This is a genomic window from Pseudomonas canadensis (genome assembly GCF_000503215.1).
In the GTDB taxonomy this organism is placed as follows: domain Bacteria; phylum Pseudomonadota; class Gammaproteobacteria; order Pseudomonadales; family Pseudomonadaceae; genus Aquipseudomonas; species Aquipseudomonas canadensis.
In genome coordinates, this window is sequence record NZ_KI628539.1 from 357825 (window position 1) to 379506 (window position 21682).

The window sequence follows — 21682 nt, forward strand, 5'->3', positions numbered from 1 at the left end:
GAAACGCCCATGAGTTCACATACTTTCAAACCGGATATGCCGCCGCCGAACAAAGTGTTCGGGCCTATGGCCTGGATGCGCGCCAACCTGTTTTCCAGCTGGCTCAACACCCTGCTGACCCTGTTGGCGTTTTACCTGATCTACCTGGTGGTGCCGCCGATCCTGCATTGGGCAATCCTGGATGCCAACTGGGTCGGCACCACGCGCGCCGATTGCACTAAGGAAGGCGCCTGCTGGGTGTTTATCCAACAGCGCTTCGGGCAGTTCATGTACGGCTACTACCCCGGCGACCTGCGCTGGCGCGTAGACCTTACCGTGTGGCTGGCCATTGTTGGCGTGGCGCCGTTGTTCATCTCGCGCTTCCAGCGCAAGGCGGTCTACGGCCTGAGCTTTCTGGTGCTATACCCGATCATTGCCTACTTCCTGCTGCACGGCGGGATCTTCGGCCTGACCAGCGTGGCGACCAGCCAATGGGGCGGCCTGATGCTGACCTTGGTGATCGCCACTGTCGGCATCGCCGGCGCGTTGCCACTGGGCATCATGCTGGCGTTGGGACGGCGTTCGAATATGCCGGCGATTCGAGTGGTCTGCGTGACCTTCATCGAATTCTGGCGTGGCGTGCCGTTGATCACCGTGCTGTTCATGTCCTCGGTGATGCTGCCGTTGTTCCTGCCTGAGGGCATGGGTATCGACAAATTGCTGCGTGCATTGATTGGCGTGATCCTCTTCCAGTCGGCCTACGTGGCCGAGGTGGTGCGCGGTGGCCTGCAGGCGATTCCAAAAGGTCAGTACGAAGCCGCTGCGGCGATGGGCCTCGGTTACTGGCGCAGCATGGGCCTGGTGATTCTGCCGCAAGCCCTGAAGCTGGTGATCCCTGGCATCGTCAACACGTTCATTGCGCTGTTCAAGGACACCAGCCTGGTGATCATCATCGGCCTGTTCGACCTGCTCAACAGCGTCAAGCAAGCCGCCGCCGACCCAAAATGGTTGGGCATGGCCACCGAAGGGTACGTGTTCGCGGCCCTGGTGTTCTGGATTTTCTGTTTTGGTATGTCGCGCTATTCCATTCATTTGGAACACAAGCTCGACACAGGCCACAAGCGTTAGGAGTTGTTGTTATGAGCGAAGCGATCAAACAGCCTGTGAGCCCTGAAGGCATTATCCAGATGCAGGGCGTCAACAAGTGGTACGGCCAGTTCCACGTGTTGAAAGACATCAACCTCAACGTCAAGCAGGGCGAGCGTATCGTGCTGTGTGGCCCGTCGGGGTCGGGCAAGTCCACCACCATCCGCTGCCTCAACCGCCTGGAAGAACACCAGCAAGGCCGCATCGTAGTCGATGGCGTGGAACTGACCAACGACCTCAAGCAGATCGAAGCGATCCGCCGCGAAGTCGGCATGGTGTTCCAGCACTTCAACCTGTTCCCGCACCTGACCATCCTGCAGAACTGCACGCTGGCGCCGATGTGGGTGCGCAAGATGCCCAAGCGCAAGGCCGAGGAAATTGCCATGCACTACCTGGAGCGCGTGCGTATCCCGGAGCAGGCTCACAAGTTTCCGGGGCAACTGTCCGGCGGCCAGCAACAGCGCGTGGCGATTGCCCGTGCGCTGTGCATGAAGCCGAAGATCATGCTGTTCGACGAGCCGACCTCGGCACTCGATCCGGAAATGGTGAAAGAGGTGCTGGACACCATGATCGGCCTGGCCGAAGACGGCATGACCATGTTGTGCGTAACCCACGAAATGGGCTTTGCGCGCACCGTGGCCAACCGCGTGATCTTCATGGACAAGGGCGAGATCGTGGAACAGGCAGCGCCGAATGACTTCTTCGACAACCCGCAGAATGATCGGACCAAGTTGTTCTTGAGCCAGATTTTGCATTGATCGAAGGTTGAATAAATAAACCCGGCCTGGTGCCGGGTTTATTTTTTTGGGGCTAGGACGCTTTGAGTGCTTCAGCGTCGTTGTTCACGGTGTAGGTGAAGGCGCCACGCATGTCAGCGCCTTCGGCTAAGTCTTCTGCATCCGCCAGCAAATGCGGGTGACGATCCAATAACCGCATCAATAATACCAGCGGCTTGGGGGGAAGAAGCTCGCCACGTTCGTAGCGAGAGAAAGCGTTGTGGCCGCCACCGGACAGCAATTTCACCGCCTCTTTTTGGGTAAGGTGCAATTTGCGGCGGATACGTTTCATCTCAGCGCCAATCATCTTTTGGGCCGCTATGACGAGTTCATCGCCTGCTTCTCCATAACGATCCGCACTATCGGTGTCGGGGTCCCAGAAGCCGTCGCCGCATTCGTGACATTCCCAGCCGGACAGATTGTCTACCCGGCGCTCCATACCTTTGACCCTTATGGTTTCACTGCGGCCCTCGAAATAATGCAATGCGTCGGGGGCACCACAGATGTAGCAATTTTTTACCTTCATAGGTTCTTCTCCTTGAAGGAGATCACCGGAGGATCACCGTCCTGCCAAATTCGATGGTCCCTATGAGTGGTCATCGATTTGTACAACATCCAGTTTTGTAACTCTTAGATGGCATGCTGTATCTCCTTGATACTGAAGTGGAGTTCCCGGCCGCACCGTTGTGCTGTCTGGGTAAACGCTCTCCTGCCAAGCCGCCTCACATCCGCCTTTATCACCGCCAAATCGTAATGAGGTGTGTACTTTTCCATAAGACACCTGAGTCCAATAATTACCCTCAGAGGGTAATTTTACCAATCGAAAATACTGCTCCTTTTCCTGCCTAAAAACCCTAGTGCGTTGCCTTTGTAGGCAACTCCGAATAGGCTGTAGGAAAATTCATCCTATGATTGGACGAAAGTGCAAATCCCATGACAGACATCGCCCCCCTGATCAAACGCTCCCTGGTGGATCAGGCCTTGGAGCAACTGCGCTTGCGCATCAGCCAGGGCGTGTGGGCCATCGGCGAACGCCTGCCCACCGAGCCGGAGCTGTCCGCCGAACTCGGTATCAGCCGCAATACCGTGCGCGAAGCCATGCGTGTGTTGGCGTTTTCCGGCTTGATCGAGATCCGCCAGGGCGACGGCAGCTATTTGCGTTCGATGACCGACCCGCTGGGCACGATGCGGGCGTTGTCCCACTGCACCCTGGAGCAGGCGCAGGAAACGCGGCAGATCCTGGAAGTGGAGGCGATCAGCCTGGCAGCCTTGCGCCGCACCGACGAAGACCTGAAAAAGCTGCGTGAAGCCCTCGATGCCAGTGCCGCGCTTTACCACGGCGACCTGGAGGCCTATATCAGCGCCGACCTGGTGTTCCACAAACACTTGGTGGATGCGGCGCACAATCCGGCGCTGAGTGAGCTGTATCAGTATTTCTCAGCCATTGTCGGCGCCCAGTTGCGCCAGACCCTCACCATCTCGCCTCGTCGCCAGGCGGTGTTCGACCTGCATATCGCGTTGCTCGATGCCGTGGAGCATCAAGACCCGGAACGTGCCAAATCCCTCTGCCGGCAGTTGATCAATGAACCCTGAAACCAAGCTTGATGAACTGTTGATCGACGCCGAAGCCGACGACGAGGTGGTGCAACACGCCCCTCCGGTGGTCAGCCGTCTCTGGCTGTTGCTGTTCGGGCTGGTGCTGGTGGCACTGAACCTGCGCCCAGCGCTGTCGAGCTTGTCGCCGTTGCTCAACGACGTGTCGACCAGCCTGGGCCTGTCCGCCGCCAAAGCCGGCCTGCTGACCACCTTGCCGGTGCTGTGCCTGGGGTTGTTCGCGCCCCTGGCACCGATACTTGCCCGGCGTTTTGGCGCCGAGCGCGTCGTCCTGGGGATTCTGTTGACACTGGCTGCCGGCATCCTCCTGCGCAGCTCATTCGGTGAAGTCGGGCTGTTTGCCGGCAGCCTGATCGCGGGTGCAAGCATCGGCATCATTGGCGTGCTGCTGCCGGGTATCGTCAAGCGTGACTTCGCCAAGCAGGCCGGCACTATGACGGGCGTCTACACCATGGCGCTGTGCCTGGGGGCGGCGTTGGCGGCGGGGGCCACGGTGCCGCTCAGCCATTATTTTGGTGACAGTTGGAACATCGGTCTGGGCTTCTGGATTGCGCCAGCACTGCTGGCGGCGTTGTTCTGGTTGCCGCAAGTCGGTCAGAAACACGGTGCGCATCGCGTCGCTTACCGCGTGAAGGGCCTTCTGCGTGACCCGTTGGCCTGGCAGGTGACGCTGTACATGGGCCTGCAGTCGTCCCTGGCCTACATCGTGTTTGGTTGGGTGCCGTCGATCCTGATCAGTCGTGGCCTGAGCCCCACCGAAGCCGGGTTGGCGCTGTCCGGTTCGATCATCGTGCAATTGCTCAGCGCCCTCACCGCGCCATGGTTGGCCACGCGCGGCAAGGACCAGCGCCTGGCCATCGTGGTGGTGATGGTGCTGACCCTCGGCGGTCTGTTCGGGTGCCTGTATGCTCCGATCGACGGTTTATGGGGCTGGGCAATCCTGCTGGGCCTGGGGCAGGGCGGTACCTTCAGCCTGGCGCTGACCTTGATCGTGCTGCGCTCGCGGGACGCTCACGTGGCGGCCAACCTGTCGAGCATGGCCCAGGGCATCGGTTATACCCTGGCGTCCCTCGGGCCGTTGGCGGTGGGCCTGATCCACGATTGGACCGGCGGTTGGGCCGCCACCGGTTGGGTGTTCGCCCTGATTGGCCTGGGCGCGATCGTGGCGGGCCTCGGTGCCGGGCGGGCGAAATACGTCGGTGTCAGCAGCGAGAAAATCTAGAGATACAACACCTCCAGGGTCGCTGAGCCGTCCATCATGATGTCGGTGCTCAGGTCCAGGTTCTGCTTGGCGTTGATCACCACCTCCAGGGTCAGGGTGCTGGTGAGGTTCTGGATTGCTGCCGGCCCGGCGGTACTGCCCTCGATGTCGGTAAAGCCGAGCAGGCTTCGAGCGCCGATATCGATGGGTTTCAGGTTGGCCACGCGCCAGGCGAGGCCGCCGACGGTGGACTCAGTGCCATAGACCGGCGCCCAGCTATCGGCCGCGGTCTGCTTGGGGTCGAAGGTCAACGAATACAAACCGATCTTGTTGCCGCTGTTATCGAGGCCCAGTCCATAGAAAATCTCGCTGTTGACGTGGGCCGTACCGTCGCGATTGTCGCGCATGCGCAACGCATACTGTACTGGGCCGTTGCAGGTGAGCGTCAGATTCAGCGATTTGCGTGGCAGGCGCTTGCCGGTGGTGAGGTTGAGGTCTTGCTGGGAGATTTTGCCGAACTCGACCCTGCCGTTGCCCGACAGGATCGGTGTGCAGGAGGCCGGTGTAATCAGGCCTTTTACGCTCAGGTCGGTGGTGGAGGCCGCATGGGCCGGTAAAACGTTGACCAGCCCTACAGCGGCGGTCAGAAAGATCAGTGACGTTTTCATGGGGTAGCTCCTATAGGTATTTCACAGTCAGGGTTACGAACCCGTCGATGGGTACTTCTTCGGTCAACGGCAGTGTGTTTGCAGGGGCTATGGTTGGGGCGATCTGCACGTTTGCGTTCAACAGCTGGACCGGCGCTGGGACGGCCATTGATTTGTTGGGAGTGAATGCTGTGAGGAATTCGGGCGACAAAATCGACGTCGGGCCCCAGCCCGCCCACGTCGAACCGAGGGCGTACATCGGGGTTCCCTGCGCCGTGATGGAGTTGAGCTCTAATGTCATGTAGCCGAGCTTGATTGCGTCGTTGATCAGCCCCAGGCCAAATGTATAGAGCCTATCGCTGTAACTGGAGCCGGATCGGTTATCTCTGGTCTCCAGGGCGAGCAGGGTCATGGCTTCGCAAGTGACTTTCAGTTGCAGCTCATGCGCAGTTAGTCGGGTTGGCTGGTCGACGTTCAGATCCCTGGCCGAAATCTTGCCCAGGTCGTACTGCCCAGCAGCGCTCAGGGTCGGCTCGCAGGCACTGGGCGTGATCCGGCCGGTGACGCTCAGCTCCGTGGTGGAGCCCGCGTGCGCCAGAACGCTTAGAAAAATGGTTGTGAGAATCAGGTATCGATAAAACATGTGGGCTCCGATGTTGCTTAGAAATAGATGATTTCAAGGGTGGCCGAACCGTCGAGTCGCACCTCATTGCTCAGGTCCAGGGTGTTGAGTGGCGCAATAACGGCCTTCAGGTTCAGTAGCGCGCTGAGGGTTTGCAGGGCGTGGGGGCCGTCGGTGCCGCCGGCTGTACCGGTGAAGCCGAGCAAGCTGCGCGCGCCCAGAGGTAGTGGGCTGGCGCTGGCGCTGCTCCAGGCTGTGCCGCCGGTGGTGGAGCCCGTCCGATACAGCTGGGGCAGATGGTCGGCGGTTGCCTGGGTCGGGTCGGCAAGCAGGTAATACCGCCCGATTTTTTGCCCGCGAGTGTCCAGGCCCAGACCATAGGCCGTTTCATCGAGGCCTCCGGTGGCGGAACCTTCGCGGTTGTCGTGCATCACCAGTGCAAAGGGCGCAGGACCGTCGCAGGTCACCGTGAGGGTCAGCGGTCGCTCCGGCAGGGCGGTGTCTTTGTCGTGGTTCAGGTCGCCGACTGACAATTTGCCGAAGTTCACGGCGCCATTGTTGGACAGGCTGGGCGTGCACGCCACCGGCGCGAAGCGCGCTTGCAGGCTCAGTTCCCGCGAGCGCCCCGAGGCGGGAGCATCGACCAGGCCGGAGGTTTCCCAGGTCACAGCGTCGCGCACCCGCACGGCCTCCTCGCGGGCCCAGGCGCTGACCTGCAGTTGTACCGAAAAGCTGCGGCCCATGGCGGGTTGGCCATCGATCATCGGCACGACGCCATGGTCGGCACGCCAGCTCAGATTTGCGCCGACCAGGCTCGGCGCCTGGCCCTGGCCTGCGAGCAAGCCAAGTTCAACGGTGCGCCCATCCAGCACGCCGTCACGCACGTGCAGTTGGTAACTGCCACCGTCGGTGAAACGCAGGCGCTCGATGCCGGCGGCCATAGCACGGTAGAACAGGCTCATGTCCTGCGGTTGCGGGCAGTTCAAGGTCAGCGACAATTGCCGTTCGCCCAGCAGTCGTTCTGCTGCCGGGGTCGGTGGAACGGCGCGGTTCATCAGGCCGAAGTCCAGGCGCGATTCGCTGAGGTCCAAGCGGCATTCGTCCTGGGCTTGTACCGCGCTGGCGCAGAGCAGCAAGGCTGTGAGGCAGTGGTGAAGCTTCATAGGCTTTTCCTCAAGGGGTCTGGCAGCGGGCCGGGGCCGTTTCGTAGTACACGTGTGGGTCGGCCTTGGCCGGCAACTCGAAGCGCAAATGGCAGCGGCGTTGGTCGGGGGCTTTGATCCACAGCGTGCGCGTGTCGAGGACATCGGGCAGGAACACCTGGTTGTTTTCCTGGACCAGGGTGATGAATTCGCCGTCTTCGGTGGTCACCGTCGAGCCTCTTGGCACGGGTCTGTCCAGGGTCAGCAGTGCTCGACGGGTCAGGGCTACACCGAACTCGACGCGGTCCACCGCGCCGCGCCCGGCCGTCACCACAGCCAGGCCGTTGTTGATATCGGCATTGCGCGGCAGTGAGCGGGTTTGCACTTCGAGTGGGCTGCGTCCGTAGGCGCTGAGCTGGGAGGCTACGGCCTGGCCTTGCCAGTCGGTCCACACCGGGCCGCTGGGGGTGTTGACCTTGATGCCGGCCATGTCGCCTATCGACAGTACAGCGAAGGTGTCGCGCACCGGGTAGGGTGAGAACGTCACGCCGTCACTGTGCAACACCACGGCGCCCCGTGCGCCGCCCTGGTAGCTGGAGCGTTCGGCATCGGAGCGGGTGTAGTTGAAGTCCATTTGGCTGTAGTACGGCAGCGCGGACACGCCTACGGATGATTCGACTTCGCGGTCGCGCGAGTCACGTTCCACGCCGACCCGATAGGCCAACTGATCGTTGATCTGTTCATTCAGGCCCAGCCCTGTGTGGTGTTCGCCGCCGGCATTGCGTATCCACGCGCGGCCACGGCGATTTTCCCCAAGCGGCACGCTGAGCGTCAGGTACACCCTGTCGTCGTTGTAACGGCGACCGCTCATGTGCCATTCGGCGGTGGCGGACACCGACATCCCAGCGACCTGGGTACCCCACGACGCCAAGGCACGGCTGCTGCTGTCGCCCTGGAACGAGGACGAGCGCGAAACCCCCGCGCTGAATGCCCCCAGCCATGGGTGCGACCACGAGGTGGTTGCGCTCTGCTGGTCGCGGTAGCGCGAGCGTTGCTGCTCGCGGGTGTCGGTGGTGTAGGTCGACTCGGTGAGGTCGCGGTAGCCCGGGGTGCGCCAGGAGTTGGCCGCCGTGACTGACCAGCGGTCGCTCAGTTTCTGCGACCACGCCAAGTCGGTCTGCACACCGCGCTCGCGGGTACGTCGAGTGGCCTCGGAGGCGACCACGCTGAATTGCACCTGGCTGTCTTGCCAGGGCAACAGCCCCAGGCTCACGCCCGCCGATCGGTAATCCTCGGCCGCCAACACGCCGCTGCCCAGGCTGACCTGCGGGTGTGGCGCGGCACTGTAGCCGGCACTCACCACCCACGGCTCGACCCCCTCGCCATCACCGATATTGCGCACCCGCCCGGCGGCAACCGAGAAGCCCGGCGCCGGTAGCCCCAGTCCGAGCATTGCGGCGGGCACGGTGAAGCGGCGTTCTTCGCCGGTAGCTTCCTTGACGGTGACTTCAACGTCGGAGCGCCCGTTGAGGCGCGGCACATTGCTCAGGGTGAACGGGCCTGCGGGCACCACTGTGGAGTGAATCAAGGTCCCGTTCTGGCGCACCTCCACCTGGGCCGGGCCATTGGCGATGCCATCGATGGTCGCGCCCTGGTTCTGGTCTTGCAGCGCCTGTTCGGTGAGCACTTGCATGCCGTTGATTTGCGCGCCTGCGAGTACCGGGTTGTAGAGGTTGATCTGCCCAGCCTGCAACACCGCCTGATGGCTGGCGAACGTGCGTTGAGCGTAGGCGTCAAGGTGTGTGGTGCTGGAGACACTGTCCTGCCAGGTTTGCACCTGGCGACTGCGCACAATCCAGTCTCCCGCGTTAAAACCGACCTCGGTATTGGCCGAGCCGAAGCGGTTGGAGTCGCCGCCGTAGCGGTTGTACAGGCCGGTCACGTCATAGTTGAGCAACGCGGCGAACCCACCGGTGTGATACCCCGAAATGTCCTGGGTGACCGGGCGCAGGGCCTGTGTGGGCACCACCAGCGCCAGGCTCAGGCTGGCTGGGTCCGGCTCGATCACGGTTTGCGGGTAGTCCTGGAGAAAGTCATAACAGCTGCTTTCTTCTACGGGGCCCGATGACGGCGTCACCAGTTGCCCTGCGTCCAGCAACAGCGGGTCGAAGCACAGCGTGCCTTGCTGATCGAAGCTGACATCGACGCGCCCACGCCGTTGGCCGTTGACTGTCAGGCTGAGCGCATGGCGCCCTTCGGTGAAACGTGGTGCCTGCATCAGCAGGCCCGCGAGTTCAGGGTCGATCCCGCGCTGGCGCAATGTTTGCTGGTCAAAGGCAGCGGCCGTCGAGGGAGGCTCTGCCCAAGCCTGGTGTGTCAGCAGGCCCGGACAGAGGGCCAGTGCCATTAGTGCCAGGCGTGGAGAAACGCCGGGCACGGCTTTGCCGTCACGGTAACTCATGACTGTGTTCACACAAGTGCACTCTTCTTGGGGGGGGAGGGCCCGACTCGGATTTCCTATCTCGGCAGGGGGCTTTCCCGGTGGCCTTCAGTAGGTGACCACTTCGTTATTATTGGCGCCTTTGCTTCCCTGGCGCCGCTGTTTCACAGGGTGATGGGCGCGTCGTGGGCGGTGACGGCAAAGCCATACACCGTGGCAGGTTGCAAGCGCACGCGGGTGGCGCCGGAACTGCTGGCGGTCACGGTCAGTGTTTCGCCGGGAAGCACATAGGTGCGCGGTAGCATTGCCGCGCCGTTGCCCGGCATCAATTGAAGTTCCTGAGCCATGCGCACCACATACGACGTGGGGTTGTGGACGCTGAGCTGGTCGGCCTTCAAGGTCCAGGTCAGGCCCAGCCAGGGCGTGCGATTAGGCGCGAGCCCCTTGGGATGAATGATTACCGGCAGATTCTGGCGTACGGTCACGCCCACTTGGGCGCGTCCGGCCTTGGCGGGGTCGCGTTGGGCAGGCATGCCTTCGAAAATCACACGTTTGAGGCGCTGGGTTTTCAACGGTTCGCCCGTTTGCAGAATGAACCGCACCAGCTGGCTTTTGGACGCTTCGACCCGTGTGAGCGGTGGTGTCACGAACAACAGCGTGTTTTTGTCCTCGGGAATGTCTTCGAGAGTCACGTGCAACAGGGCCAGTTTGTTATCGGTGTTGGTCACCGACACACTGGCTTCGCCGTCAGCCTCGTTGACGATCACCACCGATGTGTCCGGGACCATGCCATCGGCACGCGCGGCGGTTGCGCCAAGTGCTGCCAGCACAGCACAGCAGAGCCCGGGGCCCCAGCGAAAAACGGAAAAAAACAGTTTCATGACAGGTCTCTTCAGAGAGGCCGCCCTGCACCCGGTGAATCAACCGGGCATCGGCGGCGCGGTGTTAGTTAGAGGTACCGCAGGTCCAGCGTGATCGAGCCATCGAGGGGCACCCGCTCGTTGAGCGTCAAGGTGTTGGCCGGGCTGATCGAGGTGTCTACCCGCAGGGAGGCCACTAGTTGCCGGATGGGCGCCGGTAGTGTCTCGCCCGCTCGGGCAAACCCCAGGTACTGGCCCGGATACATGTACGGATCCGGCGTCCAGTTCTCGCCCTTGTCGGGCGAGATCAGGGTTTGCAGCGGCTGCGCGTCGCCAACCGACCCGCGCACCGACAGGCTGACCGAACCGAGGCGCTCGCGGATGGTACGGGCGTAGAGCCAAGCGCTTGTGTTACAGGTACACGACGCTGATCGTGGCCGAGCCATCAATGCCTGTGTCTTGGGAGATGGTCAGGTTCTTGGCCGGATAGATAAACGGGTTTACCAAGAATTCCATCTGCGTGTCCTTGGCCGGAATAGGCACCGATGCTGCACCGGGTTGTTTAATTGAGACCAGCATGTTGGTTTGCCATCCCTCGTCTGAAAACATGCGGAACCAGGTGTTGCCGTTGTTCATTGTCCCAATCGGCTGGACGGGGACCTGATCGGCGATGGCCTTGTCGAGGGACACTAAATAGCCGCCGATAGGCTCGCCGGCGGCAGTTCTTCCGATGCCCAGTTCGACTACGCCGACTGCGGGGTCTGCGGAGTCGGCGCGGTTGTCGGTGATTGTCATTGCAAACAGCGTCGATGCCTCGCAGTTGATACTCAGTTGCAAGCTGACTGGGGTCAGCAGCGTTCGGGCATCCTGGTTAAGGTCTTTAACCGAAAACCGGCCGACATTGATGGTGCCGCCTGGCGTCAGGCTCGGCGTGCAGGCCGAGGGTACAATCATCCCCTTGACGGTCAGGTCGGTGGTGGACGCGGCAAACGCTGGCAAAGCGCTGCCGATCAGCAGGCCAGCGACGCTGGTGCAGAGTAGTTTTTTCATGTCGGTTAAAGCTCCTTTGACGGGGTCGGGATACGGGGCGTACAGGGATGTACGGGTATTACAGATAACGCATGGTCACGGTCACATGCCCATCGACGGGCACTTCATCGTTAAGGGTCAGGCTGTCGGCGCGGGCAATCCGGGTGTAGAACACAATGTCCGCATCGAAGGTCGTCACCGCAATCGGCCGGGGAGGGTCATCCATCGAAGCGATGGCGAGCAGACTGAGGTGGCTTAAATGCGAACCTGCGGCCCATTGGGTGCCGCCATCCAGGGATACGATGGTGCGCACCGCCAGTGTGTCCGCTACAGGGTTACTCAATACCAGCGCAACGCTGCCCAGGTTTTCATCGTTGGGGGTTGTGCCCAGGCCGTGGTGGTTGGGAATCACCGCCGTCCCGCCACGGTTGTCGAGCGTGGTCAAGGCAAACAACGTCGAGCCTTCGCACCGCACATTCAACTGCAAGGTGTCAGGGGGCAGCAGTGTGTGCCTGTCTTGATTAAGGTCTTTGACGGTGATCTTGCCGTGGTCAATCGCCCCCCCGTCGGACAACGTGGGCGTGCAACTGCTCGGCGTAATCATGCCGGAGACGTTGAGGTCGGTGCTGCTGGCGGCAGAGGCTTGAGGCAGGTAGATGATCAGCAGTGCCGCCAATACTGCAGGGGTCGATTTATCCATGGATCGAATAACCTCTAGGGGGAATGCCCTGTGTGGAAGAAGAGTTACAGGTACACGACCTCAATCGTGGCTAAACCGTCGATTGGCGTTTCTTCCGAGGGAAAACCCATGGCTCTGTCGATCTGGCCGATCACCACAATGTCCGTATTCAGATTCTGGATCATGGTCGGCTGTGGATTCCCAGGAATGCCAAACGCCGCCAGCGTCGTTCCCTGCCAGATAGCGTTCCCAATGACCTGCCAGTTTTGACCGTTATCAGATGATTGGAGGGGCGTAACGTCGACGTTATCGGCCACGGCGTTTTCAAGGGAAAGAGTGAAGTTGCCGATTTTGACGTTGTTGCTTGTCAGGCCCAAGCCATAGCCGTCGAGTATGGTTGACGACCCGGAGCGATTGTCGGTGCCTCTTAACGCAATTAACGTGGCAGCATCGCAGAGAACGTTGAGTCGTATCGTGATGGGGTCCAGGTGTGTCGGGGTGTTGGGGTCGAGGTCTTTTATCGAAATCTTGCCGTAATTCACGTTCCCGGACAGGCTTGGGGTGCAGGCGCTTGGAGTGATCATGCCTGTGACGGTCAGCTCTGTGGTGCTTGCGGCGAACGTCATGCCACTACCGGCAAGGGAGAAGACGGCGGTGAGGGCGGCTAGGGACTTTTTCATGTTTTAAGAGCTTCCGGTGCCAAGGCTGAATAATGACGGTGCCAGTGGCCGTCTGCAGCTACGTTGCGACCGCCTGGAGTGGTCAGTCGCATCCCTCTCTGGGGACGCCGGGAAATCTATCGTTGGGAGGCGGTCTCGCAAATACAATAAATACGACAATCGTCCAGGGCTGAGAGGGTCGTCAGAAGCAGAGTTGACTTGTGTAGGATTAATGGATTTTTCGTAGTTGTTGTATCGTTTAAAGGCACGCAATTGACTACTGTACGTGCTCCCCCGCAGTAAGCCCTTCACGTAAATGCTCGGAGTTGTGCGCACGCTCAGGGAGCGTCCAGTGTTATGGGCGAGCCTGTTTCTCCGTTCGTTGTGCCGCCCGAACCTGGTTGGCTGGCGGTGTAATCGAGGTGACCATGCAGCCGGGTACTCCACCCGACGAGGGCGCGGGGAGCGCCTTTTCGTCGTCAAGCGGGTTGCCTGTAAAGTGGCAAGGCTTGACGGTATTGGTGGTCGAGGATCACCCGGCCTATCGCATTTTGCTGGGCTGGATTCTGCAAAAACTGGGGCTCGGCTTTGTGATGGTCGCAGACGGCCGGGCCGCGCTTGAAGCGATGCACCGACAGCCCGTGGACCTGGTGCTGACGGACTGCCAGATGCCCGTCATGGACGGCTACGTGATGACCCGCACAATACGGCGCAGAGAGCGCATTGCCGGTACCGGGCGCATGCCGATCATTGCCTTCACCGTCACCCTGGGAACCGAGCAGATACAACGTTGCTTGGCGGCCGGCATGGACGCCTGGCTGCTCAAACCGGTGACCTTCGAGCAACTGCGCGACATCCTCACCGTATGGCTTCCCGCTACCGGGGAACTGCGCGAGCAGCGCAGGCCACCTGCACAACCGGACTGGCCGACCCGCATGAGCCTGGTCGACACCTTCGGCAGCGCGGCGACAGTGAAGCACCTGTTGCAAACCTTGGTGCGAGAGGCGCAAATCGACCTCGCGGCGCTGGCCGAGGCCAAGCGCACACGGGATGCCTGCGCCGCTGCAAACCACCTGCACCGATTGATCGGCAGCGTAGCGTTTCTGGGTGCAGGCGCCCTGGAAACCCGCGGCATACAGATGATCGAAGCCGTGGCGAGGGAAGGCGTGCAGAGGCATGCGCAGCCTCTCGGCGTGCTGCTGAAGGACCTTCGCTTGTACCTGAAATATCTGTCCTCACTGTAGTTTTGCAGGACGTTTCTGGTTGTTTTGTAGCCTCTACGCGTAGGTGAATTCTGTTTATTTTGTAGGGCTTGATCTATGGCTCATTAATCGCGGGGCGGCGCCGGAAAGCGCCGGCCGTCAACGGTTGTGGCTGAAAGCCACTAGGGGTACCGTGCACCAACTCAACTGGCAATCCAGGTGGTTCCCATGCTCCGTGTAATTATTGCTGACGATCATCCTATTGTGCGTGTTGGGCAGAAAGTAGTGATCGAGGCCAATGGCAAATGCAAGGTAGTGGGCGAGGCCGATGGTCCCGATCAACTATTGGAATTGGTGGCTCATCAGCCATGCGACGTGCTGGTGACTGACTTCGCCATGCCGGGCAATCAACAGGCCGATGGTTATGGCTTGCTGGGCCTGCTGCACCGGCAATACCCGCAAATGCCGGTGATACTGGTGACCATGTTTGCCAATGTCGCCACCCTGCGCGCATCGTTTGCCCACGGCGCCAGGGCTATCGTCGCTAAAAGTGCGTCGGCCCGCGAGTTGCCGCAAGCGATCAAGGCGGTGTGTGGCGGCCAGACGTTTGTCAGCGAATGCCTGCGCCAGCAAATGGAAGAAGCCGGCACCCTGGACCAGCAAGCGGTCCCGCAGCTGTCCGGCAAGGAGAGCGAAGTGGTGCGTATGCTCGCCAGCGGCATGACCGTCAGCCAGATCGCGGCGCGGGTCAACCGCAGCATCTCGACCATCAGCAAGCAGAAAAGCACCGCGATGAGCCGGCTGTGCATTTCCACCGATGTGGATTTGTTCGCCTACGCACGCAGTAGTGGCATGGTGCCGTAAGCTCGCTTATTTGCGTGGCGAATGTCGGTAGCCTTGGCGGCGCGGGCAGCTTATCGTGCGCCTACTCTTTTCGACACCCGCGGAGCCTGCCCATGAGTGATGCCCATAACGCCCTGATCACTGAGTTCTACAGCGCCTTCCAGCGCCTGGACGCCGAGGCCATGGCCGCCTGCTACACCGACGATGTGGTGTTCAGTGACCCTGCGTTTGGCGAACTGCACGGCCGTGATGCCGGGGACATGTGGCGCATGCTGACCACGCGGGCCAAAGACTTTTCCCTGACCTTCGACAACGTGCGCAGCGATGAGCGCAGTGGCAGTGCCCATTGGGTGGCGACGTACTTGTTCAGTGCTACCGGCAACACGGTGGTCAACGATATCCAGGCGCGCTTTGTGTTTCGCGACGGCAAGATCTGCGAGCACCACGACAGCTTCGATCTGTGGCGTTGGTCGCGGCAGGCGCTGGGCACCAAGGGCTTGCTGTTGGGTTGGACGCCGCTGGTGAAAAACGCCGTGCGTGCCCAGGCGTTGCGTGGTTTGAAGGCATTTCAGGCCAGTCGTTGATAAGCTTGGCGCTCTTCTGTATTAGCCGAATCGACCTGTGACTGATCCTTCTGAACCCAAACCCTGGTTCGTCTACCTTGTACGCGCTGCCAATGGCTCGCTGTACTGCGGTATCAGCAATGACCCGGTGCGCCGCTTTGCTTCTCACCAGAGCGGCAAGGGCGCGCGGTTTTTCCTGTCCAGCCCGGCCGTGGCGCTGGTGTACACCGAGCAATGCGCGAGCAAGGGTGAGGCGTTGCGTCAGGAGCGGTTGATCAAAAAGTTGAAAAAGAGTGCCAAGGAGTGCCTGGCGGCCAGCGGTTCATTGATTTGACTGATGGGTTCCCATCGTCCCCAAACGGCGTGTTGCAGGCTAATCTAGCGGCTCACTTCTAGAGCGGAGCCTGGCATGTCTGAGTTGATCCTCCACCACTACCCGCAGTCCCCCTTCGCTGAAAAAGCCCGCCTGATGCTGGGTTTCAAGGGTTTGTCCTGGCGCTCGGTGCATATCTCGCCGGTGATGCCCAAGCCGGACCTCACCGCCCTGACCGGCGGCTATCGCAAAACGCCGGTGTTGCAAGTCGGCGCGGATATCTACTGTGACACCGCCTTGATTGCCCGACGCCTGGAGCAGGAAAAGTCCGCTCCGGCGCTGTTTCCTCAAGGCCAGGAGTTGGTCACCCAAGCCTTCGCCGCCTGGGCCGACTCGGTGGTGTTTTCCCATGCCGTGGCGCTGGTGTTCCAGCCGGAATCCCTGGCGGTCAAATTTGCCAAGGTGCCGCCGGAAATGATCCAGGTGCTGGTGGCTGACCGCAGCAAGTTGTTCAGCGGCGGCACCGCAACCCGCGTGCAATTGGAGCAGGCCAAGCACCAATGGCCGACGATCATCCATCGCATCAATCAGCAATTGCAGCACCCGGCCGGGGATTTCCTGTTCGGCGAGCCGTCGATTGCCGACTTTGCCCTGGCCCACCCACTGTGGTTCCTCAAAGGCTCTTCCGTGACGTCGCCGTTGGTGGATGCCTATCCTGCCGTCGCCGCTTGGCTGGATCGCGTGCTGGGTTTCGGCCACGGTACATCCACCCAGATGAGCGCCGATCAGGCCCTGGACGTATCGCGCAATGCGGCACCGGCTGTTCTGCCTGAAGAAGTCTTTGAGGACTTGAACGGCTTCAAGGCTGGCCAGCAGGTGACCATTTGCGCCACCGACTACGGCACCGACCCGGTGGCGGGCGAACTGCTGTTTGCCGGCCGCGAAGAGCTGATCCTGCGCCGCAGCGACGAACGTGCCGGCACCGTGCATGTGCATTTCCCACGCATGGGTTTTCGCATCCAGGCGCAATAAACAAAAATATTTGCAAATTAAGGTGAGGTAAATCCACCGCCCATCCGTGTAGTGCTTGAAACTGCGATCTATTCGCATTAACAGCGTTTTCTACACGGGTTCTCACAGCATGAAGTCGACGGCGGGCGGTTGGGTTAAACAGTGGCTGGGAGCCTCGGTATTGGCGGTATCGGGGTTGGCGTTGCTGCCGCTGAGTATGGCGCAGGCGCAGGCGCAGGAGCAGCAGAGCGCCCAGTTTAACTTTGCGCTGGCGGCCAAACCGTTGCCCCAGGCCTTGAGCGACTTCAGCCGGGTCACCGGCATCAGCGTGATCTACACCGACGAAGCGCCCTACGGCCTCAGCGCCCCGGCAGTCAGCGGGCAGATGAGTGCAAACCAGGCCCTGCAACGCCTGCTGGGCAACAGTGGCTTCACTTTCCGCCAGATCGATGCCCGCACCCTGGCCCTTGAACCGCTGCCGACGGAAGGCGCGGTCAACCTCGGCGCCACGACCATCAGCGGTGCCGGCCAGGCCCAGGACAGCACCAGCTACCAGCCGCCGCCCACCAGTTCGGTGATGCGCTCCCACGCGCTGCTGCTGGAAACCCCGCAGACCGTCAACGTGGTGCCCGCCCAGGTACTGCGCGACCAGACCCCGCGCAATCTGGATGATGCCCTTGCCAACGTCAGCGGTATCACCCAGGCGAACACCTTGGCCAGTACCCAGGACGCGGTGATGCTGCGCGGCTTTGGCGACAACCGTAACGGTTCGATCATGCGCGACGGCATGCCCATCGTGCAGGGGCGTGCATTGAATGCCACGGCGGAGCGCGTCGAAGTGCTGAAGGGCCCGTCGTCGTTGCTCTACGGCATCCAGGATCCGGGTGGCGTGGTGAACATCGTCAGTAAAAAGCCTGAACTGGTGCAGTCCACCGCCCTGACCGTACGCGGCTCCACCTTCGGCGACGGCAAGAACGGCAGCGGCGGCAGCCTCGACACCACTGGCCCGATTGGCGACAGCGGCCTGGCCTATCGTCTGATCGTCGACCATGAAGACGAAGACTATTGGCGTAACTTCGGCACTCACCGTGAGAGCCTGATCGCACCGTCCCTGGCCTGGTATGGCGACAGCACCCAATTGCTGTTTGCCTACGAACACCGCGAATTTCTCACACCGTTTGACCGTGGCACCGCCATCGACCCCAAGACCAATCACCCGCTGGACATCCCGGCCACACGGCGTCTGGATGAACCCTTCAACAACATGGAAGGCCGTTCCGATCTGTACCGTTTTGAAGCCGATCACGACTTGAACGATGATTGGAAAGCTCACTTCGGCTATAGCTGGAACCGCGAGACCTACGACGCCAGCCAAGTGCGCGTCAGTGCGGTGAACACCAATGGCACCCTGACCCGCAAGATGGACGGCACCCAAGGGGCAATCACCACGGACCGTTTCGCCACCGCGAGCCTGGAAGGTAAGGTCAATGTGTTCGGCCTGCAGAACGATGTGGTGTTCGGCCTGGATGATGAGTACCGCAAAATCTACCGCGCCGACCTGATTCGTCAGAGTTCACGCGCCACCAGCTTCAACTACAACAATCCGGTGTACGGCAATGAAGTCGCGGGCACTACCGTCAGCCCTGCTGACAGCGCCCAGACCGACCTGCTGCGCAGTGATTCGCTGTTCTTCCAGGACGCCATCCACCTGAACGAACAGTGGATTTTCGTCGCCGGCGCGCGCTATCAGATGTATGACCAATACGCCGGCAAAGGCGTGCCGTTCAAGGCCAACACCAACGGCAACGGCCAGGCCTGGGTGCCGCGTGCGGGCCTGGTGTATCGCTACACCGATGAACTGTCGTTCTACGGCAGCTACACCGAATCGTTCAAACCCAACTCCACCATCGCCGCCTTGGCCGATGGCAGCACCTTGACCGGCGACCTGACGCCCGAGGAATCCAAGTCCTGGGAACTGGGGGCCAAGCTCGACATTCCGGGACGCATCACCGCCAGCGCGGCGCTGTTCAACATCGACAAGCGCAATGTGCTGGTCTCCGTCGGCTCCGGCGCCAACACCGTCTACAGCATCGCCGGCCAGGTGCGGTCCCGTGGCCTGGAACTGGACGCCACCGGCCAGTTGACCGACAAGGTGAGCCTGATCGGCAGCTACGCCTACACCGATGCGCTGGACGTCAAAGACAAGGATCCGACCCTGCAAGGCAATCGCCTGCAAAACGTTGCCAAGCACACCGGTTCGCTGGCGGTGGCCTATGACTTCGGCAACATCTTTGGTGGCGACCAGTTGCGCGTGGGCACCGGTGCGCGTTACGTCGGTGCACGTGCAGGCGATGCGGCCAACGATTTCACCTTGCCGGGTTACACCGTGGCGGATGCCTTCGCGACCTACGACACCAAGATCGATGGGCAAAAGGTCAAGTTCCAGCTCAACGTGAAGAACATGTTCGACCGCGTCTACTACACCTCGGCGGCCAGCCGCTTGTTTGTGTCCATGGGCGATGCGCGGCAGGTGTCGGTGTCCAGCACCCTGGAGTTCTAAGGAGTTTATGGTAGCGTTGCCGCCACTGATGTCTTGGTGGAAACGATACTGATGCATTTTGGACGATGGCTACATCTGCTGTGCTTGAGCGTTTTGCTGGGTGGTTGCGCGAGTGTTTCACCCACTTCCACCCCGGCAAGCCTGGAGCAACTCCTGGCTGACCCGGCCCTCAACGGCGCCACTGTTTCCCTGATGGTGCGTGATGCCCGTAGCGGTAGCACGCTCTATCAACACAACCCGCGAACCCGCCTGATTCCCGCCTCCAATCTCAAGTTGCTCACCACCGCAGCGGCGATGGATGTACTGGGGCCGCAATACCGCTTCTCCACGCAACTGCTGAGCAACGGCACGCAACAAGGTGAGCGCCTCGCCGGCAATCTGTACCTCAAGGGCCTGGGCGATCCGACCACGCAATTCGCTGATTACCAGACATTGGCGGCACAGCTCGCGGGCCAGGGCGTGCGCCAGATCCAGGGCGACTTGGTATTTGACGATACCTTTTTCGACGCCGAACGCCTGGGTGTGGACTGGGCCCAGGACGACGAAAGTACCTACTATGGCGCGCAGATTTCCGCGCTGACCGTATCGCCTAACACGGATTTTGATGCGGGCACGCTACTGGTCACGGCAAAGGCGCCCGCCATGGTTGGCCAACCGGTCAGTGTGGTGGTGAGCCCGTCCACCGACTACGTGCAACTGAACAACCGCGCTGTCAGCGGCCCCGGCAACAATTACGGCATCACTCGCCAGCACGGCACCAACCTGCTGCAACTCACCGGCGCGTTGGCGCCCGGCAAGCAAAGTCGACAGTGGGTGAGTGTGTGGGAACCGACGCAACTGGTGGCCAATCTGTTTGAACAGGCGCTGGCGCAGCAGGGCATTCAGGTGCTGGGGCGGCGTGTGATCGGCGGCGTAACCCCGGTAACAGCCAGGGTGTTGGCCGAGCACCAATCGGCGCCTTTGCAGGCACTGATCACGCCGCTGCTCAAGCTGTCGAATAACAATATGTCCGAAGCGTTGCTAAAGACCATGGGGCGCAAGCTGTCCAATGCTGGGACGGCGCAGGCGGGTGTCGCGGCAGTGGCGGATTTCATGCGCCGTCAAGGTTTGGACCCGATGACGTTGAGCCAGGTCGATGGTTCGGGCTTGTCGCGGCGCAATCTGGTGTCCTCGCAGAACCTCACCGACCTGCTGCTGGCGACGGCCAAACAGCCTTGGTTCGACGCTTGGTACAACGCTTTGCCAATCGCTGGAAACACCGATCGCATGAGCGGCGGCAGCCTGCGTTATCGTCTGCGCGGGACGGCGGCGGAAAACAACCTGCACGCCAAGACCGGCTCCATGGCCGGTGTGTCGTCGTTGAGCGGCTACATCACCGACGCCCAGGGCCGGCGCCTGGTGTTTTCAATGATCAGCAACAATTACCTGAGCACCACCGCACCGATCCGCGCCCTGGAAAACCGCGTGGCGCTGGCCCTGGTGCAGTGGCACGACTAGTTCAGGGCTGATAGCCCATGCGCCAGCTCACGGCCCGGGTCGCCGCCAGCAAGTGCTGCGCCGCCGGGCCGTCTTCGTCGGCATGGAACAACGAGGTGGGACCGACCACGGTCATCACCGCCGCCACTTGGCCGATGGCGTTGAAGACCGGCGCGGATAACGCATCGACGCCGGGCATCAACAAGCCATGCACAAAATGCAGGCCACGGTTGCGGATTTGTTCGCACGCGGTGGCGTAGGCCTGGTCATCTGCCAGGGCATGGGCGATGCCAGCCTGGATTTCGCGTTCACGCAGCTCCACGGTTTCCCGCGACGGTAGAAAGGCGCTGAACACCAACCCGGTGGACGAACTGAGCAGCGGCAGCACCGAACCCAATTGCGTCACCACCGTGACGGCGCGCACGGCGGGTTCGATCTGCACCACGGTCGCGCCCTGGTTGCCCCATACCGCGAGGAAGCAGGTTTCATTCAACTCATCGCGCAGCTCCGCCAGGGGCATCGCGCCCACTTTCAAAACATCCATGCTGCCCAGCGCCGCCAAGCCCACGCGCAAGGCTTCGCGGCCCAGCCCGTAATGGTTGGTGGCGGTGTTCTGTTCAGCGAAACCCGATGCGATCAGCGCCTGCAGGTAGCGGTGCACCTTGCTCGCCGGCATCTGCACGTGTTCGGCCAGGCGTGACAGCGAAGTGGCCGGGGACAGCTCGGCCAGCGCCTTGAGGATATCGGTGCCCACTTCGGCCGAGCGGACTTTCTGTTTACCGGTGTCGCGGGGCTTTTCCATGGAAGGGCGAGAATCCAAGAGATGAATGGGCGTCTTTATAGCTTGACGGTCGATAGTGATCAAATTACGTTATGCGTAACTGGATTACGATAAAAATAACTGACCTACAGAGGACGAT

The 21682-nt window shown here is 61.2% G+C and carries 22 protein-coding genes and 1 pseudogene; 11 read left to right on the forward strand and 12 right to left on the reverse strand.

What is annotated here, in order from left to right; genetic code table 11:
• The first annotated feature begins 9 nt into the window (after nucleotides 1–9).
• Nucleotides 10–1107 (forward strand): amino acid ABC transporter permease, encoded by a 1098-nt coding sequence (locus U367_RS0124385; RefSeq protein ID WP_028618939.1) that lies wholly within the window; start codon nucleotides 10–12, stop codon nucleotides 1105–1107.
• Nucleotides 1108–1118: 11 nt separating this feature from the next.
• Nucleotides 1119–1883 carry an amino acid ABC transporter ATP-binding protein gene (locus U367_RS0124390; protein ID WP_003171943.1) on the forward strand — a complete coding sequence of 255 codons (765 nt, stop codon included), beginning with the start codon at nucleotides 1119–1121 and terminating at the stop codon, nucleotides 1881–1883.
• A 52-nt stretch (nucleotides 1884–1935) separates the two neighbouring features.
• Here the strand turns inward: U367_RS0124390 and U367_RS0124395 are convergent, their stop codons facing one another.
• Nucleotides 1936–2427, reverse strand: coding sequence for a type II toxin-antitoxin system MqsA family antitoxin (locus U367_RS0124395; protein ID WP_028618940.1), 492 nt, complete (start codon nucleotides 2425–2427; stop codon nucleotides 1936–1938).
• Nucleotides 2424–2675, reverse strand: a pseudogene (locus U367_RS1000000132440) (type II toxin-antitoxin system MqsR family toxin). The gene U367_RS0124395 and the pseudogene U367_RS1000000132440 overlap by 4 nt, the downstream one beginning before the upstream one ends.
• Nucleotides 2676–2834: 159 nt before the next feature.
• Between U367_RS1000000132440 and U367_RS0124405 the strand changes: the two are divergent.
• Entirely contained in the window at nucleotides 2835–3494 is a 660-nt protein-coding gene (locus tag U367_RS0124405) for a FadR/GntR family transcriptional regulator (RefSeq protein ID WP_028618941.1), read from the forward strand.
• Nucleotides 3484–4737, forward strand: a complete 1254-nt coding sequence (locus tag U367_RS0124410; RefSeq protein ID WP_028618942.1) for a CynX/NimT family MFS transporter — start codon at nucleotides 3484–3486, stop codon at nucleotides 4735–4737. The genes U367_RS0124405 and U367_RS0124410 overlap by 11 nt, the downstream gene beginning before the upstream one ends.
• On the opposite strand, the gene U367_RS0124415 is transcribed toward U367_RS0124410, so the two are convergent.
• From U367_RS0124415 to U367_RS0124455, 9 genes are all read right to left on the reverse strand, one after another.
• A complete protein-coding gene (locus U367_RS0124415; protein WP_028618943.1) occupies nucleotides 4734–5384 on the reverse strand; it encodes a DUF1120 domain-containing protein in 651 nt (216 codons plus the stop codon). The genes U367_RS0124410 and U367_RS0124415 overlap by 4 nt on opposite strands.
• A gap of 10 nt (nucleotides 5385–5394) precedes the next feature.
• Entirely contained in the window at nucleotides 5395–6006 is a 612-nt protein-coding gene (locus U367_RS0124420) for a DUF1120 domain-containing protein (RefSeq protein ID WP_028618944.1), read from the reverse strand.
• Between the two features lie 17 nt (nucleotides 6007–6023).
• Nucleotides 6024–7148, reverse strand: coding sequence for a DUF1120 domain-containing protein (locus tag U367_RS0124425; protein ID WP_028618945.1), 1125 nt, complete (start codon nucleotides 7146–7148; stop codon nucleotides 6024–6026).
• Nucleotides 7149–7158: 10 nt separating this feature from the next.
• A complete protein-coding gene (locus U367_RS0124430; protein WP_032864503.1) occupies nucleotides 7159–9588 on the reverse strand; it encodes a fimbria/pilus outer membrane usher protein in 2430 nt (809 codons plus the stop codon).
• A 143-nt stretch (nucleotides 9589–9731) separates the two neighbouring features.
• Nucleotides 9732–10448 carry a fimbria/pilus chaperone family protein gene (locus tag U367_RS0124435; RefSeq protein WP_028618947.1) on the reverse strand — a complete coding sequence of 239 codons (717 nt, stop codon included), beginning with the start codon at nucleotides 10446–10448 and terminating at the stop codon, nucleotides 9732–9734.
• Between the two features lie 68 nt (nucleotides 10449–10516).
• Nucleotides 10517–10873 carry a hypothetical protein gene (locus U367_RS01000000130280; protein ID WP_236639990.1) on the reverse strand — a complete coding sequence of 119 codons (357 nt, stop codon included), beginning with the start codon at nucleotides 10871–10873 and terminating at the stop codon, nucleotides 10517–10519.
• Nucleotides 10839–11477, reverse strand: a complete 639-nt coding sequence (locus U367_RS0124445) for a DUF1120 domain-containing protein (RefSeq protein ID WP_028618948.1) — start codon at nucleotides 11475–11477, stop codon at nucleotides 10839–10841. The genes U367_RS01000000130280 and U367_RS0124445 overlap by 35 nt, the downstream gene beginning before the upstream one ends.
• Before the next feature lie 58 nt (nucleotides 11478–11535).
• Nucleotides 11536–12156, reverse strand: a complete 621-nt coding sequence (locus U367_RS0124450; RefSeq protein ID WP_028618949.1) for a DUF1120 domain-containing protein — start codon at nucleotides 12154–12156, stop codon at nucleotides 11536–11538.
• A 44-nt stretch (nucleotides 12157–12200) separates the two neighbouring features.
• The gene (locus U367_RS0124455; protein WP_028618950.1) at nucleotides 12201–12815 is read right to left on the reverse strand and encodes a DUF1120 domain-containing protein; all 615 of its coding nucleotides are present in this window, start codon (nucleotides 12813–12815) and stop codon (nucleotides 12201–12203) included.
• Nucleotides 12816–13303: 488 nt separating this feature from the next.
• Here U367_RS0124455 and U367_RS0124460 point away from each other — a divergent pair, with 488 nt between their 5' ends.
• The 7 genes from U367_RS0124460 (at nucleotide 13304) to dacB (ending at nucleotide 20783) form a co-directional block, all read left to right on the forward strand.
• On the forward strand, nucleotides 13304–14038 hold the full coding sequence (locus U367_RS0124460) for a response regulator (RefSeq protein WP_032864551.1): 735 nt from the start codon (nucleotides 13304–13306) through the stop codon (nucleotides 14036–14038).
• A 186-nt stretch (nucleotides 14039–14224) separates the two neighbouring features.
• Nucleotides 14225–14860 (forward strand): response regulator transcription factor, encoded by a 636-nt coding sequence (locus tag U367_RS0124465; protein ID WP_028618952.1) that lies wholly within the window; start codon nucleotides 14225–14227, stop codon nucleotides 14858–14860.
• 92 nt (nucleotides 14861–14952) lie between these two features.
• Nucleotides 14953–15423 carry a nuclear transport factor 2 family protein gene (locus tag U367_RS0124470; RefSeq protein ID WP_016978232.1) on the forward strand — a complete coding sequence of 157 codons (471 nt, stop codon included), beginning with the start codon at nucleotides 14953–14955 and terminating at the stop codon, nucleotides 15421–15423.
• Between the two features lie 37 nt (nucleotides 15424–15460).
• The gene (locus U367_RS0124475) at nucleotides 15461–15736 is read left to right on the forward strand and encodes a GIY-YIG nuclease family protein (RefSeq protein ID WP_016978233.1); all 276 of its coding nucleotides are present in this window, start codon (nucleotides 15461–15463) and stop codon (nucleotides 15734–15736) included.
• 75 nt (nucleotides 15737–15811) lie between these two features.
• Entirely contained in the window at nucleotides 15812–16747 is a 936-nt protein-coding gene (locus tag U367_RS0124480) for a glutathione S-transferase family protein (protein ID WP_028618953.1), read from the forward strand.
• Between the two features lie 109 nt (nucleotides 16748–16856).
• The gene (locus U367_RS0124485; protein ID WP_073860067.1) at nucleotides 16857–19286 is read left to right on the forward strand and encodes a TonB-dependent siderophore receptor; all 2430 of its coding nucleotides are present in this window, start codon (nucleotides 16857–16859) and stop codon (nucleotides 19284–19286) included.
• A gap of 51 nt (nucleotides 19287–19337) precedes the next feature.
• Nucleotides 19338–20783: a D-alanyl-D-alanine carboxypeptidase/D-alanyl-D-alanine endopeptidase gene (gene dacB, locus U367_RS0124490; RefSeq protein WP_028618955.1), complete on the forward strand. Its 1446-nt coding sequence runs from the start codon at nucleotides 19338–19340 to the stop codon at nucleotides 20781–20783.
• Nucleotide 20784: 1 nt separating this feature from the next.
• On the opposite strand, the gene U367_RS0124495 is transcribed toward dacB, so the two are convergent.
• Nucleotides 20785–21564 (reverse strand): IclR family transcriptional regulator, encoded by a 780-nt coding sequence (locus tag U367_RS0124495; RefSeq protein WP_028618956.1) that lies wholly within the window; start codon nucleotides 21562–21564, stop codon nucleotides 20785–20787.
• Between the last annotated feature and the right edge of the window lie 118 nt (nucleotides 21565–21682).